At 37.4% G+C, this 18,687-nt stretch carries 16 protein-coding genes; 12 read left to right on the forward strand and 4 right to left on the reverse strand.

Translation table 11 applies throughout. The features are described from left to right. Positions 1–2: 2 nt before the first annotated feature. The 12 genes from BN161_RS04775 to BN161_RS04830 all read left to right on the forward strand — a co-directional run bounded on the left by BN161_RS04775 (position 3) and on the right by BN161_RS04830 (position 13,837). The gene (locus BN161_RS04775; RefSeq protein WP_044263480.1) at positions 3–1,133 is read left to right on the forward strand and encodes a polysaccharide pyruvyl transferase family protein; all 1,131 of its coding nucleotides are present in this window, start codon (positions 3–5) and stop codon (positions 1,131–1,133) included. Next, positions 1,126–2,100 (forward strand): glycosyltransferase family 2 protein, encoded by a 975-nt coding sequence (locus tag BN161_RS04780; RefSeq protein ID WP_052356184.1) that lies wholly within the window; start codon positions 1,126–1,128, stop codon positions 2,098–2,100. Before BN161_RS04775 ends, BN161_RS04780 begins: the two co-directional genes overlap by 8 nt. Beyond that, the gene (locus tag BN161_RS04785) at positions 2,087–2,959 is read left to right on the forward strand and encodes an N-acetylneuraminate synthase family protein (protein WP_125910751.1); all 873 of its coding nucleotides are present in this window, start codon (positions 2,087–2,089) and stop codon (positions 2,957–2,959) included. The genes BN161_RS04780 and BN161_RS04785 overlap by 14 nt, the downstream gene beginning before the upstream one ends. Further along, positions 2,959–4,131 carry an N-acylneuraminate cytidylyltransferase gene (locus BN161_RS04790; RefSeq protein ID WP_044263482.1) on the forward strand — a complete coding sequence of 391 codons (1,173 nt, stop codon included), beginning with the start codon at positions 2,959–2,961 and terminating at the stop codon, positions 4,129–4,131. The genes BN161_RS04785 and BN161_RS04790 overlap by 1 nt, the downstream gene beginning before the upstream one ends. Beyond that, entirely contained in the window at positions 4,124–5,290 is a 1,167-nt protein-coding gene (locus BN161_RS04795) for a polysialyltransferase family glycosyltransferase (RefSeq protein ID WP_044263483.1), read from the forward strand. Before BN161_RS04790 ends, BN161_RS04795 begins: the two co-directional genes overlap by 8 nt. 73 nt (positions 5,291–5,363) lie before the next feature. Next, entirely contained in the window at positions 5,364–6,470 is a 1,107-nt protein-coding gene (locus BN161_RS04800) for a glycosyltransferase family 4 protein (RefSeq protein WP_044263484.1), read from the forward strand. Beyond that, positions 6,454–7,344: a glycosyltransferase family 2 protein gene (locus BN161_RS04805; protein ID WP_044263485.1), complete on the forward strand. Its 891-nt coding sequence runs from the start codon at positions 6,454–6,456 to the stop codon at positions 7,342–7,344. Before BN161_RS04800 ends, BN161_RS04805 begins: the two co-directional genes overlap by 17 nt. Before the next feature lie 259 nt (positions 7,345–7,603). Beyond that, on the forward strand, positions 7,604–8,569 hold the full coding sequence (locus tag BN161_RS29345) for a hypothetical protein (RefSeq protein ID WP_209441886.1): 966 nt from the start codon (positions 7,604–7,606) through the stop codon (positions 8,567–8,569). Further along, positions 8,505–9,686, forward strand: coding sequence for a non-hydrolyzing UDP-N-acetylglucosamine 2-epimerase (gene wecB, locus BN161_RS04815; protein ID WP_044263513.1), 1,182 nt, complete (start codon positions 8,505–8,507; stop codon positions 9,684–9,686). The genes BN161_RS29345 and wecB overlap by 65 nt, the downstream gene beginning before the upstream one ends. Then, positions 9,661–10,767, forward strand: a complete 1,107-nt coding sequence (locus BN161_RS04820) for a glycosyltransferase family 4 protein (protein ID WP_044263487.1) — start codon at positions 9,661–9,663, stop codon at positions 10,765–10,767. The genes wecB and BN161_RS04820 overlap by 26 nt, the downstream gene beginning before the upstream one ends. A 362-nt stretch (positions 10,768–11,129) precedes the next feature. Then, the gene (locus tag BN161_RS04825) at positions 11,130–12,458 is read left to right on the forward strand and encodes an ATP-binding protein (RefSeq protein ID WP_044263488.1); all 1,329 of its coding nucleotides are present in this window, start codon (positions 11,130–11,132) and stop codon (positions 12,456–12,458) included. Positions 12,459–12,754: 296 nt separating this feature from the next. Then, positions 12,755–13,837, forward strand: a complete 1,083-nt coding sequence (locus tag BN161_RS04830; protein WP_044263489.1) for a DUF1972 domain-containing protein — start codon at positions 12,755–12,757, stop codon at positions 13,835–13,837. 162 nt (positions 13,838–13,999) lie between these two features. Here BN161_RS04830 and BN161_RS04835 read toward each other — a convergent pair whose 3' ends face one another. From BN161_RS04835 to BN161_RS04850, 4 genes are read right to left on the reverse strand one after another with little or no spacing between them, the layout of a single operon-like run. After that, positions 14,000–15,721 carry a glycosyl hydrolase family 18 protein gene (locus tag BN161_RS04835; protein ID WP_044263490.1) on the reverse strand — a complete coding sequence of 574 codons (1,722 nt, stop codon included), beginning with the start codon at positions 15,719–15,721 and terminating at the stop codon, positions 14,000–14,002. A gap of 11 nt (positions 15,722–15,732) precedes the next feature. Continuing rightward, on the reverse strand, positions 15,733–16,992 hold the full coding sequence (locus BN161_RS04840; protein WP_044263491.1) for an MFS transporter: 1,260 nt from the start codon (positions 16,990–16,992) through the stop codon (positions 15,733–15,735). 4 nt (positions 16,993–16,996) lie between these two features. Beyond that, positions 16,997–17,707: a 6-phosphogluconolactonase gene (locus BN161_RS04845; protein ID WP_007217275.1), complete on the reverse strand. Its 711-nt coding sequence runs from the start codon at positions 17,705–17,707 to the stop codon at positions 16,997–16,999. A gap of 36 nt (positions 17,708–17,743) precedes the next feature. Beyond that, positions 17,744–18,685 (reverse strand): ROK family protein, encoded by a 942-nt coding sequence (locus tag BN161_RS04850; RefSeq protein ID WP_044263494.1) that lies wholly within the window; start codon positions 18,683–18,685, stop codon positions 17,744–17,746. Between the last annotated feature and the right edge of the window lie 2 nt (positions 18,686–18,687).

Raw genomic sequence — 18,687 nt, forward strand, 5'->3', positions numbered from 1 at the left:
ATATGAAAAATATCCTTGTAACGGCATACACTTCTTTTAATGTAGGTGATGATTTATTTCTCAAAATTTTATTTGAAAGATACCCTGATCATCAATTTATATTATTCACTTCTGAAACTCGATACATTTCACATTTGAAGCAATATAAAAATGTAAAAGTAGAATATTTTTCCAAATATGAAAATCTTTTTTTTAGAATTGCTAAAAAAGAAATTTCAGCACAATGTAAGTTATTGGCATTTATTTATAAAATATTAATTAAACGGAAATATGGAAATAAATGTGATGCATACTTAGAAATAGGTGGATCTATTTTCATACAAAAGAATAAAAAGTTGTCCTTTAAAGAGTATAAAAACAAATATATAGTTTCTATATTTAAACATAAACCATTATTTATTATTGGTGCTAATTGGGGACCATACAAAACACAAGAATTTAAAGATTTCTACACAAATTGGTTTAACAACTTTACAGATATTTGTTTTAGAGACAAAACATCATACAATCTCTTTTCAAATCTACTCAACGTACGGAACGAATGCGATATTGTATTTCAATTAAATCTGCCTAAAGTACAAAAGGAAAGGGAAAGCATAGGATTCTCCGTCATTAACTTAACAGGAAGGAATGACTTGTCCAAATATGAACCGATTTATATTAAAACTATCAGTTCTTTGATTTCCACATCACTTTTTCGAGGTAAGAGTGTGTATTTGATTTCATTCTGCCGTTCTGAAGGGGATGAATTAATGATAGAAAAAATTAAATCTTGTTTGTCTAATTATGATAAGAGTAGAATAAGCACCTTACTATACAAGGGTGATTTAGAATCATTTTTAATTGAATACACTCGTATAGAATCAATTGTTGCAACTCGTTTTCACGCAATGATTTTAAGCTTAATTTCGAAACAAAAACTATTCCCTTTGATCTATAGTCAAAAGATGTTTAATGTAATTCAAGATATACAATTTAAGGGATACTATTGCCAGATTAAAGAACTTAGTCAAAATTCATCAGATGATATATTTAACCAAATAGAAGAAAACAAAGTCTTTTTATTAAACAATGAAAAAAAATCTGCAGAAAAACAATTTTTAAACTTAGATAAGTTTCTAAATCATGGCTGATAATAACATACAAATATCAATAGTAGTACCTGTATATAATAAGGCGAAGTACCTGTCTAAATGTATTGATAGTATAATCAATCAAGTCTGCAAATACTTTGAGATAGTCCTTGTTGATGATGGTAGTACGGACAATTCAGGTAAAATTTGCGATGCATATTCAGATAAACATCCGAATATCAAGGTTTTTCATAAAGAAAATAACGGGGTAAGTGCAGCAAGAAACTATGGAATTGAAAGAGCGACCTATGATTACATAGCCTTTCTAGATTCAGATGATTATTGGGATCAAGGTTTCCTGTCAGAAATAGTGATGCTCATCTCTAAGTATCCAGATTGCGGTATGTTCTCTACTGGTTTTTATTATGTACGTAAAGATAAAACCATAAGTAACGATAACACCCTGATCGGTGATTGTATAGTTGACAACTATTTTAAATATTCACTGGAACACACATTTGTCAACTCTTCAAACGTTGCTATAAAAAGGGAGATTCTCAAACAAATCGGCATGTTTCCAGTAGGAATGATAGATGCTGAAGATCTTTATACTTGGGCAAAAGTTGCATCAGTTTGTAAGTGTGCATATAGTAATAAAAAACTATCTTATTACAATTTAGTTTCAGAGGGTTGGCGTATGCGCAAAAACAGAAAGGATATTGACGGATATTCATTCACACAACTTATAGATAAAGACCCTTACAAGAAAAAATATCTATCATTGCTTGCATATAGAAAATCCATTTATTATTTAATAAATGGATTTAGGAGTGAAGCCGACAAACAAATAGCCCCTTTCCTAAAAGGAAACATATTTAATTCTAATATGATTAGATATCGCATATTTAGGCTATTCCCTCAAAGATATATCTATACCGTTGTTCAAATAGATGTCTCCATTACTAGACGTATTAAGAGATTAAAAGATCTATTCACCCACCCAGAAAAAAATAATTATGGTACCTAAAATTATTGCTGAGATTGGCTGTAATCACAAGGGTGATATGGCAATCGCAAAAGAATTGATAATGACTGCTGCTACCTATTGCAAAATTGACGTGGTCAAGTTCCAGAAACGTTGTAACAAAGAATTACTAACTCCTAAAGAATATAACACCCCGCATCCCCATCCCGAGAATTCATACGGAGTAACATACGGTGAACATCGGGAATTCCTAGAGTTTACACTTGATCAACATCGTCAATTACAGGAATGGTGTAATGAATTTGGAGTGGAGTATTCCACTTCTGTATGGGATTTGACTTCGGCAAAGGAGATAACATCCCTTAATCCGAAGCTTATTAAAATCCCATCTGCATGTAACCTTAACAAACCGTTATTACAATATCTATGTGATAATTTTGGTGGTGAGATGCACCTTTCCTTCGGGATGACAACAAAGGAAGAGGAAGAAGATATTGTAAAACTCTTCGAAAACAATGGAAGGGCCAAAGACGTGGTTCTTTATAACTGTACAAGTGGTTATCCTGTGCCATTCGACGATATTTGTCTTCTTGAGTTGACACGCATGCGCAAAGAATACGCAGACAGAGTGAAAGCCATAGGCTTTTCCGGTCATCATCTCGGTATAGCTGTAGATAGTGCCGCAGTTGCCCTTGGCGCAGAATGGATAGAACGTCACTATACACTGGACCGCACTTGGAAAGGCACAGACCATGCTGCCAGTCTTGAACCTGACGGTGTTCGTAAGCTTGCACGAGATTGCCGTGCTGTGGCCAAATCTTTGACGTATAAACAAAAAGATGTGCTTGACATCGAGATGGTACAGCGTAATAAGTTGAAGAAAAATCAAATAAAGTGGTGATGAAAACAATCGCATTTATACCTGTTAGAGGAGGAAGTAAATCTATTCCTCTCAAAAACATCAAATTACTTTGTGGTAAACCACTTGTTTGCTGGAGCATTGAGGCTTTGGAAAATTGTCCAAAGGTGGACGAGATTGTCATCGCAACAGACTCTGATGAAATTTGGAGTACAGTAGAGTCGTACAACTATAAAAAAGTTACACTCTATCGCCGTTCTGCAGAGAACGCTTGTGATACGGCAAGTACTGAAAGCGTCATATTAGAGTATATTTACAATGTTAAGATGGAAAACGATACTATTTTTATGCTAGTACAAGCCACTTCTCCCTTAACCGGGGCCACACATTTTACGGAAGCATTGAGAATATATTCTAAAAACAAGTATGACAGTATTATCACTTGTGTACGCAATTATCGTTTCTTTTGGAACGAAGACGGAACATCTATAAACTATGATTATATGAACCGTCCTCGTAGACAGAACTTCAAAGGAATATTGATGGAAAATGGAGCATTCTATATCAATACAGTTAAAAACATTCTTAATAATGGCAACCGATTGAGCGGCAATATAGGAATTTACGAAATGCCTGAATACACTGCAACGGAAATTGACGAACCTGATGATTGGATTATTCTTGAAAACATGATGCGAAGACATGTCCTCTCCCATCAATTGCCTACCTCCAAACCGCAGATAAAACTTTTTCTCTCTGATATTGATGGTGTTCTTACAGATGGAGGGATGTATTATAGTGAAAGTAGCGATGAACTAAAGAAGTTCAATACACGTGATGGAATGGGATTTCAACTACTTCGCGAAAAAGGTATAAAAACAGGGATCATTACATCTGAAGATACTATTATCGTAAAAAACAGGGCTAAGAAACTAAAAATAGACTACCTATATCAAAGTAAAAGAAATGGAGGTAAATTAGCTGCTGCATTGGATATCTGCGAAAAAGAGAATATTTCAATAAATGAAGTTGCTTATATTGGAGACGATATAAACTGTCTCGAACTTTTATCCGCCGTTGGGCTCTCAGCTTGCCCATTAGATGCAATGAAATCAGTCAAAGAAATAGATGGTATATATATCACCAAGGCAAAAGGAGGGGAAGGTTGTGTGAGAGAATTCATCGAAAATGTAATACTTGGTAATAATGATTGAACGTTTAAAGTACGAGGAACTTTCGGAGTTCATACAAAAGAATAATATTAACTTTGTGGCCTCTGCAGTCACCCCGTGGCATGCAAGTGGAGTTGATGTATCCATCAAGTCTCTTGAAGATAAAGGAGTCGTTATCAACGGGTTAGTCTTGATTGAGATTGCTTCATTAGATAGTATGCCGATAATAAACAACACTCATTTTCAGAATAAATTATGTAAATATTATTATCTAGACTACCCTCTTTTCACAACATCACATATAGTAAAAAATATATGTACAAATATTTATTCTGCACTAACGGTAGAGAAAAAAGCATGCTTAGATAATGCCATTTATATCTGTTCTCCATGGTCGATTAATATCAATGTGTACTCCGCAATTTGTCGGAAGATAAAAAATAAAAAGTTTCATTTCATGCTCTATGAAGAGGGATTAGCCACATATTTTCAATGTAACAAATTTTCATATTTTAAATTTTCAAAAAATCATAATAGGCCTAATTATATTCTAAAAGAACTATTATCCTATGGAGTCAAAGCAATCAATAATTGGGTCTATACTATATTCACAAAAGGATTGTATTACTCCAATTACAACTTATTTTACGAGGGTGACCAGTTGCGTCCCAACTCCGTTGCTATAGAGTATTACAAAAAAATCTTACATTCAAAAATTACAGATTTATATAATGAAGCGTATAATATTGAGCCATTAAGGGAATCTGTAATTATCTGTACCCAAGCATATAAGCGTGATAAAATCTATAAAAATACAGATATATCGACCTTAAAGCAACTCATCGACAGCCTAAATGCCAAAGGTTTTAAGGTGATACTGAAACCACACCCTTACGAAAAAGATGCAGCTACATATTATAGCCATTTGAATTGTGAAATATTCACCAATAATAATATTTCGTTTGAGTACATTGTTACGTATTTAAAGGGAGACATAAAAGCATTAATTAGCTTCTCATCTACAGTATTAGTAACAGCAAAACTATTCTATAATGTCAACGCGATAGCATTAACCAATATTGTAGAGATAGAGAACTACGGCCAATATATACAAGGGGAACTAATGTCATTTAGAGATACTTTCTCGTGGTTAGTACCATCACCTTCAAGTATTAAGGAGTTAATCAATATCATAAAATAAGGCTACATTCTAAAATATCCATATCTTAGGGATACAACAGATAGCCAAATGATTTTTCATTAAATATAAAAACATGATAAAAAATATTACTTTTTTATTTCCAGGATATAGTAACAAACCTATTGGAGGATACAAGATTGTTTATGAATACACTAATAGGCTGATCGCAGATGGTTATGTGGTCAATATTGTTTTCCCAATACGGCTTTTATGGTATAGTTATGGTTTTTTGCATAAAACTAGGTTGATTATTCTTTTCTTGATATCCAAAGTTTATAAATGTTGTGGCATTGGTAAATGGTTTGATCTAGATAGTAGGGCAAAATTAAAATTAACTTGGAACTTATCTGAACTGGAAGTTCCCATAAGCGATATATATATTGCCACTTCAATAGAAACAGCTATGGAGTTGGCCAAATTCAACAATATAAATAGCAACAATAAATTTTATTTTATACAAGGATTTGAAAACTGGGGTAAGTTTAACGAGGATAAGGTTTTTCAAAGCTATCGTCTACCTATGAAAAAGATAGTTATTTCGGAAAATTTGCTCGATATTGTCAAAAGTGCTGGAGGTATAGCAGAGTTAATTCATAATGGTTTTGATAGTAATAAATTCTACATCTCACTACCAATTAAGGAGAAAAATAAACATAGTGTAACTATGCTATATCATACATCATTATTAAAAGGTTGTAAGGATGGAATAGATGCACTCAATATTGTCAAGAAGCAATTTCCCCAACTGAAAGCAATCTTCTTTGGTAAAGATTCACCAAGTGAGAATCTACCACCCTGGATAATATTTTACAAAAATCCATCTCCCCAAAAACTTAATGAGATATATAATAACTCTGCGATATATATAGGTACTAGCCACTCGGAGGGAATGAGCTTAGTTATTGGTGAAGCTATGTTGTGCGGAGCTGCAATTGCATGTACTGATATCGGAGGATATAAAACATTGGCTAAGAATATGGAAACGGCACTATTATCTCCCATTAAGGATCCGCAAAAACTCGCAGTTAATATAATAAAACTCATAGAAGACGACGAATTGAGATTTAATTTGGCAACAAATGGAAATATTTATATGAAAAACTTCTCTTGGGATATAGCTTATAATAAAATGAAACATATTCTTTTATCAGATTCGTGCAATAATGGGGAAGGTAGATAATAAGATAGGTATTGTCATCTTAAATTACAACACCTACGAAGATACAATAAGATTGGTTCGAGAGTTGCAAGATCAAACTATTGCAGCTCATCAAAAGGTTGTAATAGTTGATAATTGCTCTCCTAATGCCTCATTCAAAAATCTAAAACCGTTAGAGAATGAGTTTCCCAATGTAGTTGTTTTGCAAACAGATGAAAATTTAGGTTATGCCAAAGGCAATAACTTTGGTTTGAACTATTTAGAAGAAAATATTAAGCCTCATTATATAGCAATTCTTAATAATGATATAATACTAAATGATAATTGCTTTGAAATATTAGTTAAACATTATACAGAACTCAACAATCCTGCCATCATAGCACCTTTGATGAAAACTCCTGATGGGAAAATACGATTACCTAATCGTTTGAATAATTTTGCAGAAGATTGTTTGTCTATGTTCATCTGCCTAAATAAATTTTATAAAGGCAATAAATATTCTGAAATTGTTGGTGAAGGTAATAGAGCCATGCAAGTAGACCTCATACCAGGTAGCTTTATGTTTTCCTCGGCAGATGTCTTCAAATCAATTGGATATTTTAATCCTGGAACATTTTTATATGGAGAAGAAGCTTTTATTGCTTATAAAGTAAAAGAAGCAAATTTAAATAATTATATTCTTTTAGACATTGACTATATTCATGCTCACAGGTCACCTACCATAAGTAATTCGTACAATACTGCTAGTAAGTACAAATTACTTTTTGATAGTATGCTACTTTATACTAAGTTATATAGAAAACATACTATATTCAAATGTGTATGTTTTTATTTCATAAAGCCTTTTTGTTTACTAGAAAAATACATATATGATTTTTTTTGCAAGATTAAGTAACTCATTTGCGACAAAAGCTATACTAATAATAATATCTATTTCAATATCCTATCTACTTGGAGGAGAAAACAGAAACTTATTATTAATCGGAATGATGTCGTTATCACCTATTACAATTATAAGATATCCATATATATACAAAATAGATATAATACTTATACTATTACTAACAACCATGATAATCTCCTCAGTGGTCTTTAACCCAATTTCATTAAGATGGAGTACAATCTTATATTCTATAATGTTTTGCTTAACCTTCATGGGATATGTTCGTGTTTTAAGTAAAAGTTTACTTGAAATATTGGATTATTTAAAAGTAATCAAGTTCTTAATATATGCCTACTGTATTGTATTAATAATTCAACAATACTGTGTCCTCTTTCATCTACCCATACTTAATGTTTCTAATTATAATATTTTTAATCCTTGGAAACTTAACACTTTAAGTCCCGAGCCTTCTCATAGTGCTGTTTATCTAGGCATATTAATGTATTGTTATTTAACAATTAAAGAATATATTTTTAAAAGGAAGTATAACTTACAATATGATTTTCGTAATGACTGGTGGATATGGGGATGTTTCTTATGGTCTATGATAACAATGATAAGTGGAACTGCAATATTATATCTTAGTATAATCTGTCTAAAACTATGCAACAAGAAATATATTGCTATTATCCTATTATCAGCATTTATTGTATCTCCTTTATTACTAAATTCTAATTTCAAGCCGTTAAAACGCACAGCGTCTACAATAAAGGGTACTTTAACGTTAAATGAAAAAGAAATAATAAAAGCAGATTTAAGTGCTGCCTTTCGAATAGTTCCAAGCGTAATAGCAATAAAGAATGCAGATATAACAAATGCTAAAACTTGGACTGGAAAAGGTATTGATTATATGAAAAATGATCTTATAAATCAAATGCCGGCGGTTAATAAAAACACAAAGTCTATTTCAACAGCATTCACATTAGGAGTGGACTATGGAATATTATTTTTTCTAATTTGGAGTATTTTTACATTTCTTGTATGTACAGAACGTACAGCTCCAATAAGCTACATATTATGGCTTTTTAGTGTTATGCTAAATGGTATTAATGTGCAATTAGTCTGGTTTGCTATCATATTTCTATATACTAATAAATATTTTACCGCAAATGATTATAAAAATTATGCTTGTTTTCGGGACACGTCCGGAAGCTATCAAGATGGCGCCTCTTGTTAAGGAATTTCAAAAGCAATCTAAGAAATTTGAAACAATAGTCTGTGTCACAGGACAACATCGTGAAATGTTGGATCAAGTTTTGGATATTTTTGATATCATACCAAATTTTGATTTGAATATCATGAAACAAGGGCAGGATTTATATGATGTAACATCCAGAGTCTTGACCGGTATGCGAGATGTACTAAAGACTGCACAACCAGACTTAGTATTTGTTCATGGTGACACAACCACTTCAATGGCAACAGCTCTTGCCGCTTTTTATCAACAAATTCCCGTAGGGCACATTGAAGCAGGGTTAAGAACACATAATGTATATAGCCCGTGGCCTGAAGAAATGAATCGACAGATTACGGGACGTATTGCCACTTATCATTTCTCGCCTACTATGTTGAGCAAACAAAACTTATTGGATGAAGGAGTAAAAGCAGCTCGGATTGTTGTAACAGGAAATACTGTTATAGATGCACTGCACATGGTAGTAAAGAAAATAAAAGACAGTAAAACATTACAATTAAAATTAGCAAAAGTGATTAACCAGGTAGGTTACAATACTACACGACTTGAAAATGGACGAAAATTAATTCTTATCACAGGACATCGGCGTGAAAACTTTGGTAATGGTTTTATCAGTATGTGCATAGCCATAAAGGATTTGACAAAGAAATATCCAAATGTAGACTTTGTGTATCCCATGCATCTAAATCCCAATGTGCGTAAACCTATACATGAAGTGTTCGGAAAAGATTTGAGTAATCTTGGTAATATGTTTTTCATTGAGCCACTCGAATATGTCTCATTCGTATATCTTATGGAAAAATCAACCCTTGTTCTTACTGATAGTGGCGGCATACAGGAAGAGGCTCCGGGATTAGGTAAGCCCGTACTTGTGATGAGAGATACGACAGAACGTCCAGAAGCTGTAACAGCTGGAACCGTAAAATTGGTAGGCACTGATTACAACGAAATAATAAAGGAAGTATCTGCTTTATTGGACAATGATGTTCACTACAAGAAGATGAGTATGGCGATCAATCCTTATGGGGACGGACAAGCTTGTGCCAGAATTGTAACTTTTTTAAATCAAAAAAATGAAAGTATTATTCCAGTCTCGTAAGACCCTTTATAGTGTTCCTGGTGGTGACACTACACAGATATTGAAAACCAAAGAATATTTAGAAAAATTAGGTGTAAAAGTTGAAGTGTCTTTGGATTTAACTCCCGACTTATCTGATTATGATATCGTACATGTCTTTAATCTAATGCGTCCACAGGAATTATACCTACAAGTGAAAAATGCAAAGAAACAGGGAAAAAAAGTTGCGCTCTCTACGATATATGGACCGTATGAAGAATACGAGAAAAAAGCGCGTGGCGGTATATTACAGTTATTGAACAATTTGCTTTCTATTACTCAAATAGAGTATTTAAAGGTCATAGCAAGAGCTATTCTGAATTTTGAGTTTAACAAGGGAACAGCTATTTATTTACTAAATGGCCATAAAAGACTGCAAAAGAAAATCATAAAAATGATTGATGTGTTTTTGCCTAACTCTGATTCGGAAATGCTGCGAGTGGTTAATGATTTCAATTTAAAAGAGTACAACTATGTGTCAGTAGCTAATGCAGTAGACGTGAATAAGTTTAATTACGATAAGATTCAAGTATCTCCTGAACTTGAAAAATATAGAGATTGTGTACTTTGTGTTTCTCGTATCGAAGGAAGAAAGAATCAGTTGAACATTATCCGAGCTTGTAAAGAACTCCCTTATAAATTCATTTTTATTGGTAAAGCTGGAGCTAACTTTAAAAAGTACTTTGAAAAATGTAAAAAAGAGGCAAACGAAAATACTTTTTTTTGGGGGCAAATAGAGCATGAAAAGTTACCTCAATTTTACAAGTTGGCCAAGGTTCATATTTTAGCTTCGTGGATGGAAACACCAGGGTTATCTTCTTTGGAAGCTGGTATTATGCACACTAACGTGGTTGTAACAAAAAAAGGAGATACAGAAGATTACTTTAAAGATTTTGCATTCTATTGTGAACCGAATGATTTGTCTTCTATTAAAAACGCTGTAGAAGCTGCTTATAAATCTCCTTTTGATAAAAAACTTCAGGACAGAATTAAAAATAAATACAAGTGGGAAAATACAGCAAGACAAACATTGGAAGGATATAATTCTACGATATCGATATAAGGACTTGTTATCGAAGCTGACAACCATTTAACCGGAACTATAAATCTTATTTCAGAACTTTATTGGATTAAGGCGGATTATCATATCCATCTTTTCTCCGGAGAAGAACGAATAGAAGGATAACACAATGCTCACTTTCAATTTTAAGTGAGATTTGGAGAGGTTTAAGCCTATATTAATAAGACGCGCAATCATACTCCAACTATTCTTCAAGATTATTCATTATACGGCAATCTCGATTTGGATTTTCTGGACTTATCACTTGTTTTTGATTTGGATTTTCTGGACTTGTTCATCCATTTCGGGTTGGATTTTCCGGAATATAGTGTATCTTTGTACTGAAACTGAAAGGAATAAATCGTATGGCACAATATTTTAAGAGACATATAGATGCATATCTAGAAGAATGGAAAGATAGTCCGAACAGGAAACCTTTATTGGTGAGAGGAGCCAGGCAGGTAGGAAAATCATCTGCTATACGGCATTTGGGAGAGCACTTTAAATATTTTGTTGAGATCAACCTTGAACGCCAGAAGAATATAAAGCCACTGTTCGGAGAGAATCTGGATGTGAGAAAATTGTGCAGCCAACTTAGCGCCATTTATAACACGCCGATTATTCCCGGAGAAACCCTACTGTTTATAGATGAAATACAGGAATCGCAACGCGCCATATCATCACTGCGCTATTTCTATGAAGATTATCCCGAACTGCACGTTACGGCAGCCGGTTCTCTGCTGGAATTTACGTTGAACGAATTGCCGTCATTCGGCGTAGGAAGGATACGTTCCATGTATATGTACCCCTTCTCTTTTGACGAATTTCTGGAAGCTCAAGGGCTTGGTTTGCAAACTGATTATAAACAGAATGAAGCAGACTGCGAACATCCGCTTCCTGCACCTCTACATCAGGAAATGATATCTCAACTGCGCTCTTACTATTTGGTGGGCGGTATGCCCGAAGCTGTGAGAATATGGGTGGAAACTGCCGATTATAATGAATGTTTCGTTGTACATAATGATATATTAGACACCTATCAGGATGATTTCAAGAAATATAAGACGAGGATTTCACCTTTACTGCTTTCGCAAACATTAAAGTCGGTAGCTCTGCAAGCCGGACAGAAGTTTGTCTATGCACGGGTGAGCGATGGTATTGACGGAACAGCAGTAAAAGAAGCACTATCTTTGCTGTCACTCGCCGGGCTGGTTACTCCTGTGACGCATACCGCTGCCAATGGCATCCCATTAGGAGCAGAAATCAATGAGAAATTCAGAAAATTCCTCTTCCTGGACGTCGGGCTTATGCAGTCTTTATTAGGTATTCAACCTATGGATATTCTCATTACCAATGAGACTGATTTTGTAAACAAAGGAGGAATGTCGGAGGTTTTTGCCGGATTGGAGTTGATGAAGTATGCCAGTTATCTAAAGAAAGCCGACTTGTATTATTGGCAACGCACAGAACGGAATGCACAAGCTGAAGTAGATTATGTAATCAGCATAAAGGGCAAGATATATCCCATAGAGGTAAAAGCCAATAATTCTGGCAGTATGCAAAGCATGTATAAGTTCATGGAATTAAAAGGTTCCGATTATGGGATAAGAACAAGTCTTGAACCCTTCTCTTCTTACGAAAAAGTAAAAGTAGTGCCCCTGTATGCACTATCAAACAAAGTGTTGCAAGAATAAACAAAACCGAAACAGAAACTTAGCACAAGATTTATGACTCTGCTCAACGAATATTTCCGCACTAAAACTCTCAGCTACGGTGTGGAGCGGATGGAACTTTTTGGTTCTGTTTCTCGTAACGAACAAAATAACGAAAGCGATATATTAGTTTTTGTTTAAATCTTCCTCCTATACTCTTTTAATAGCTTGCTCAAAAAGATTCTGCAAGCAAAAATAATAGCAGCTTACGATTTGCGCAAGAACTTCCTGCGTAATTCGTAAGCTGTCCAACAAAAGCATCTAATCTTTTTATATTTATGAAACAAGTAGCTATCGTAGGCATCCAAGGTGTGCCTGCAAAATATGGCGGCTTTGAGACTTTAGTGGAGAACATTATCGGTGATAACTGTTGCTCCGAAGTCCGTTATACCGTTTTTTGTAGTGGCAAGGATTATGCCACACGCATGAAAACCTACAAGGGAGCACAACTGAAGTATATCCCGCTATTCCATGCCAATGGAATGCAAAGTACTCCTTATGATATCCTGTCGATGCTTAGATGTTTGCGAGGTTATGATACTGTAATCATATTAGGTGTGTCAGGCTGTATTTTTTTGCCCGTCTTCAGACTGTTGTATCGGAAGCAATTAATAGTGAACATTGACGGGTTGGAACACCGGAGAGCCAAATGGGGTAAGTTTGCCAGATGGTTTCTGCGAACAAGTGAAGCGATGGCCGTACGCTATGCTGACGTAATCATAGCCGATAATAAAGGAATACAGGACTACGTATGGAATACGTATCATAAGAAAGCCGAATTAGTAGCCTATGGAGGAGATCATGCACAAAGAAATGTCACCGAAGAAAAACAGAACGAGATTCTAAGGCAATACGGAATCGCTCCCGGAAACTATGCCGTCAGCGTATGCCGTATTGAGCCGGAAAACAACTGTCATCTGATCCTGAAAGCCTTTGCTACTTCTGGAAAGAATCTGGTGTTTGTGGGAAATTGGGAACGGAGCGAATACAGCCGACGACTCAAAGAAGAATATTGCGGTCGAAAAAATATACAGATGGTAGATTCTGTGTATGACCTCGATATACTCTATGCACTGCGCAACCAATGCAGGTGCTATATCCACGGACATAGTGCAGGCGGCACAAATCCTTCGTTAGTGGAAGCTATGTTTTTCGGCAAACCGATTTTAGCTTACGACGTGATTTATAATCGCGAGACAACAGAAAACGAAGCTCATTACTTCAAAACAAGTGAAGAACTGGTAGAATTGCTACATGACAGCCCCGAGGGTGGATACAAGATGCGGGAGATTGCAAGGCAACATTATACCTGGGCTTTTATAGCTCAACAATATAAAGCATTACTTTCATCCCACAAATAACTAACCATCTTCACAAAAGAAAATTCATCAGTAAAATATTTTATAAGCTATCCGTACTTATCTTATTATTTATAGCGGCAAAGTGCCGAAAACAATCACCCTACCTGGCGATTGTTTCCGGCACTTTCTTTATAGAAGAGTCATAGGAAGGAAAAACATTCATCATTTTCCCAACGTCCAGTGAATAGCATTCCTGAACATCTTCGTGAAGTCTTCCGTCTCATACAACCTCTTGCTATGCCCTATCTGGAAATAAACGTTGCGTGCCTTTTTGCCTTCGTTCACCCATACCACAGGATGGTCGCCCATCTTGATGTCCGAAGCAGGCGTATAGGTAGCCTCATCAACACTGGCTAACACATGCACATTCGGACGTGGACTCTTGTCATAAGTGTACCACTCATCATCAGGCACCACGAAAGAAGCCTGCACTCCCTTCATCACCGGGTGTTTCTTATCCTCCACAAGCACCATACCATCAGCAAGCGGCGCTATATAATTCTGGAAACGTACACCACCCATAAAATCAGAGAACCATTGCCACAATGGAAAACCGTCAAACTCACCCAACAAAGTGGCATGATGGAAACCGATCCAACCACCTTTACCTTCCTCTATATATTTAACGAAAGCATCTTCCGCCTCTTTCGGCCATGTATAAGGAGGATAATCCAACTGGATAATCAGGTTGAACTGAGACAGATAAGTCTCCGTAATAGATTTGGCATTGTTTATCTCGGTAATGCTGAAATTCATCTTTCCACTTTCATCGGTCAGCCACTTCAGACCCGCATCCGTAAATCCGCCATGCTGACCACCTCTTTCCGTCAATACCAGCACCTTAGTTCTGTGCTTCTTACCAAGCAGATTCTCTGCCACCGTACGACGTAAATCTCCTTGCTCATTATCACCACTATAGTCCCAATACATACCGCCCAATAAATCTCTATCCAAGATATATTGGCACTTGATTGCCAGTGAACGGGCATTTTCAAAGCCGAATACCAGCGTATCATTCTTATTAACCAGATAAGGAACCTGTGCAACCGTATCCCACTTTTCAGTATAATCACCACTGGTGCTTCCTACTTTATTAAAATCCTGAAAACTGGGATAGCCATCTCCACCACGGCCATAAAAAGGCATCCCCATCACCAGCATGGAAGGGGGTACACCGGCTTTCAGATGCGCAGTAACAGCCTCATCCGACGTAATGCCTCCGCTGTTTGCAGACCGATAAAGTGCCGAATGGTGTTTCGGGGCAGAGGCCATGTCATAAGCCATGATATTCACAAAGTTAATAAAAGGAAGAATAGCTTTGAAGTCGATATACTTCGCTGAAGCCACAGTGGCAAGTGTCAATTCCTTCTGATCACCTATCGCTGCCCTGATATCTTTCATCAGAAGTGTAAAGTTCTCCGTGTCATCGGGTGAAGCTGAAATGTTCGCCATGGAACTCGTGGGATATTCCCAATCGATATCGATGCCATCCAGATCAAATTCCTTCACTACCCGGTCACAATCCTTAGCAAATGCCCGGCGATATTCATCATTGGCAGCCATTTCACTGAAACGTCCACTCCCCCATCCGCCGACAGACAGAAGTACTTTCAATTCAGGATTTAGCTTCTTCAGGTCCACAATCTGTTTCAAGCGTTCTTCATTGTCAATCCTGACGCCATCAAAACTTTCGTTTACATGACCGAAAGCATAATTAATATGCGTCATGTACTGGGGTTCCGGCATGATGTCACTCCAAGAAGTTACATACGCCACAATCACTTTGGAACTCAAGGGGTTCGCTGTGCTTTCCCCCGACTTGGTGGTGCTGCATGAAGCCAATATGGCTAAAGCAGCCGCCATCATCATTCTAATCTTCTTCATAAGTATTATAATTAATCAGCTGTTTGACGAATACGTGAACCTATCAATGCGTAATAGAGCATGAATATCTCGCCCAAAAGTACAATAAACCAAGACCATCTCCAACTTCCGAGCACATCAGCCAGTATTCCCTGCAACAAAGGCAGGATGGCCCCCCCCACTACACCTATCATAAACACCCCGGAAGCCACAGATGTATATTTACCCAAATGGGCTACGGACAGGGTAAAGATGGCTCCCCACATAATAGAATGGAACAATCCGACTGCCGTCAGCAACCACGGATTATTCAGAAGGATAGCCAGCAAGGCAAGTGCTCCTGCCGAAACCGTAGTTACGACCAACTGCACACGAGGAGAAATCTTACTCAAAGAGCTTCCTACCAACCGTCCCACGAGCATCCCACCCCAATATAGTGTAGCCATTAATGCCGGAGATGCATAATTCATTTCAATGGCATACAGATTGATATTGGCACCTATACAGACTTCCACGCCCACATAACAGAATATAGCACAGACTCCTAAAGTGAGATGCCGGAACGACCAGATACTCTTTTCCAGCTTCTCACCTTTCTCTATCCGGGTTCCCTTTATATCCGGCAAAGATAGTTTCATTAACAGGAAAACAATCAAAGAAATCACCACTATCAGCACCAGGAACGGAATCATTAACTGATCTATCCGGATATCTTCCATTGCCAAGCCACCAAAAACAACACCCGTAACAAAATAAGGAGCCAAAGTGGTTCCTACAGAATTGGCAGAGCCACCAATGGCAAGACGTTGAATGGCTTGTGTACCTTTCACATGGCAAGCCGTGAGATAAGGATTGATAACCACCTGCAAGATGGTAGCAGAAGCTCCCACCACAAAAGACCCCAAAAGGAAAATAAAGAAACCACCGGGAATAACATTTCCTCCAACATGCCAGTTGGCTTCCGGAAAGAAAACCGTAAAATAAGAGGAAGCGAAAAATAATCCCAAACCAACCACCATTACCAACAGTCCGCGCATCAGCGTACCTTTATAGCCATATTTACTAATCCAGGACGACCCTACCCGACCACAGACCGGATAAGCCAGGAACCAAGAGAAGGTAATCAATGTGGCGAATGTGTTTTTCAGGCCACCCACTTCGGCAAGGAATGTTTCTTTCAGCGGTCCCTGGAACTGAGTATTGGCAGTTGTGAGGAAACCTACAATGAAGAACAGGAATACCATTGTGATAAATGGTCCCATATAGTTCACTTGTTTTTCTTGTTGTGTCATAGTATCATGTATTAAATAAAAGAAATTCGCAATTCGGGTGAAGCTGAAGTACCGATGCAGGAACTTCCGGCGTAACGGGCCCCTCCAGCATTTTCCTGACAATATCCGCCTTGTTCGCACCTTTGGCAACCAATACGATTTTGCGGGCCTGCATGATATTCCGGATTCCCAAGGTAGCACCACCCAGTTCTTTCTCCGGCGGTGTATTCGTTTCCCGTCGGATACGTTCTTCCAGTTCAGTATTCATTTGAGTCACCCATGTTTCTCCACCTAAGGGAGAACCAGGTTGGTTAAAACCCAAATGGCCATTCTCACCCAATCCCAAAATCAATAGGTCAATGCCTCCACGGCTCTCTATTTCTTGCTGGAAGAGCTTGCAGGCTTTGTCAAAATCATCAGAGACTGTAGGTAGCATCAGGAAGTTGTCTTCTTGGATGCCCAGCGTATCGATCAGTTCTGTCTTCAGCATTGTGTAACATGCACCTGCATACTCACGGGGTACATTAGTCACCTCGTCCAGTCCGAAGAATGTAACAGAAGAAACATCAAAAGGATATCGGGAATAGATTTCTCCAACCAGGCGATGCAGGTTGCCGGTAGTACGCCCTGTAGAAAGTCCGATAACACTTTCCGGCTTATTCAGAATTTCACCAATAATGCGCCATGCAGCGATACAATCAAATTCTTTTTCACTCTTTGCTATAGTTATTTTCATGAGTCCACTTTCTTATCACTAATCATTAATCATTATTTACATATTCATCGCCACCGCGCCTGCACCCAGCAAACCTATAAAACCCGGGTTCAGTTTAGTGATTACCACGCCATTGGTTACAAAGCGCATCGTAGTAGGATGAAGTTTCTCCAGTATTTTCTCATGAATATATCCGCCGGACACAATGCCGCCACCCAATACCACCGTATCAGGATCAGTAACCCGTACCAGATTCATGATAAGATTTGCCAAAGCTTCCGAGGCATTTTCAACCAGAGCCACACACAAAGGATCTCCTTTCTGGCTTAGCGCAAAGACTTCGCTGATCAGTACCCGTTCTCCCTTTTCTGCCGGGATATGCAGATTGGTTTCATATCGGTTGCGAAGAAGACGGGCGCAATTATCAAAACCGATACCGGCAGCAATGGCCTCCACACAATCCATTCTTCCGCAACCACACTTAATGCCAAGATTCACTCCCACACGCACGTGCCCTACCTCACCCGCATTGAAGTGACTGCCACGTATCTGCCTGCCATTGATAACCGTACCGACGGCAATACCTGTACCTACATTAATATAAATAAAGTTCTTGGATATTTGTCCGAATCCCCAGACACGTTCAGCGCGAGTGGCACTTTTCACATCATTATCTATATGGCAGGGGATACCATAAATATCCGACAATTCCTTTGCCAGCGCTATCGGTTGCGTCCGACTCGGATCAATCTGTAACCAAATGCCCTGATTAGGATCTACACGCCCTATCAGCCCGACTCCCATACCGACAGGTTTCTGGTCACACCAACCCACCGTACGGATATAATCATCGAGTGACGACTTTATGATTTCCGAAGCTGCTTGCTGGTTAAAATATCCGGAGTCATATTTCTTATACCTTAAAATATTACCATGGCTGTCCACCTCACCAATCAGTAGCTTGGTTCCACCCAAATCAAGACCTAAATAAGTTTCCATTC

This window comes from Bacteroides timonensis, from assembly GCF_000513195.1.
GTDB lineage: Bacteria > Bacteroidota > Bacteroidia > Bacteroidales > Bacteroidaceae > Bacteroides > Bacteroides timonensis.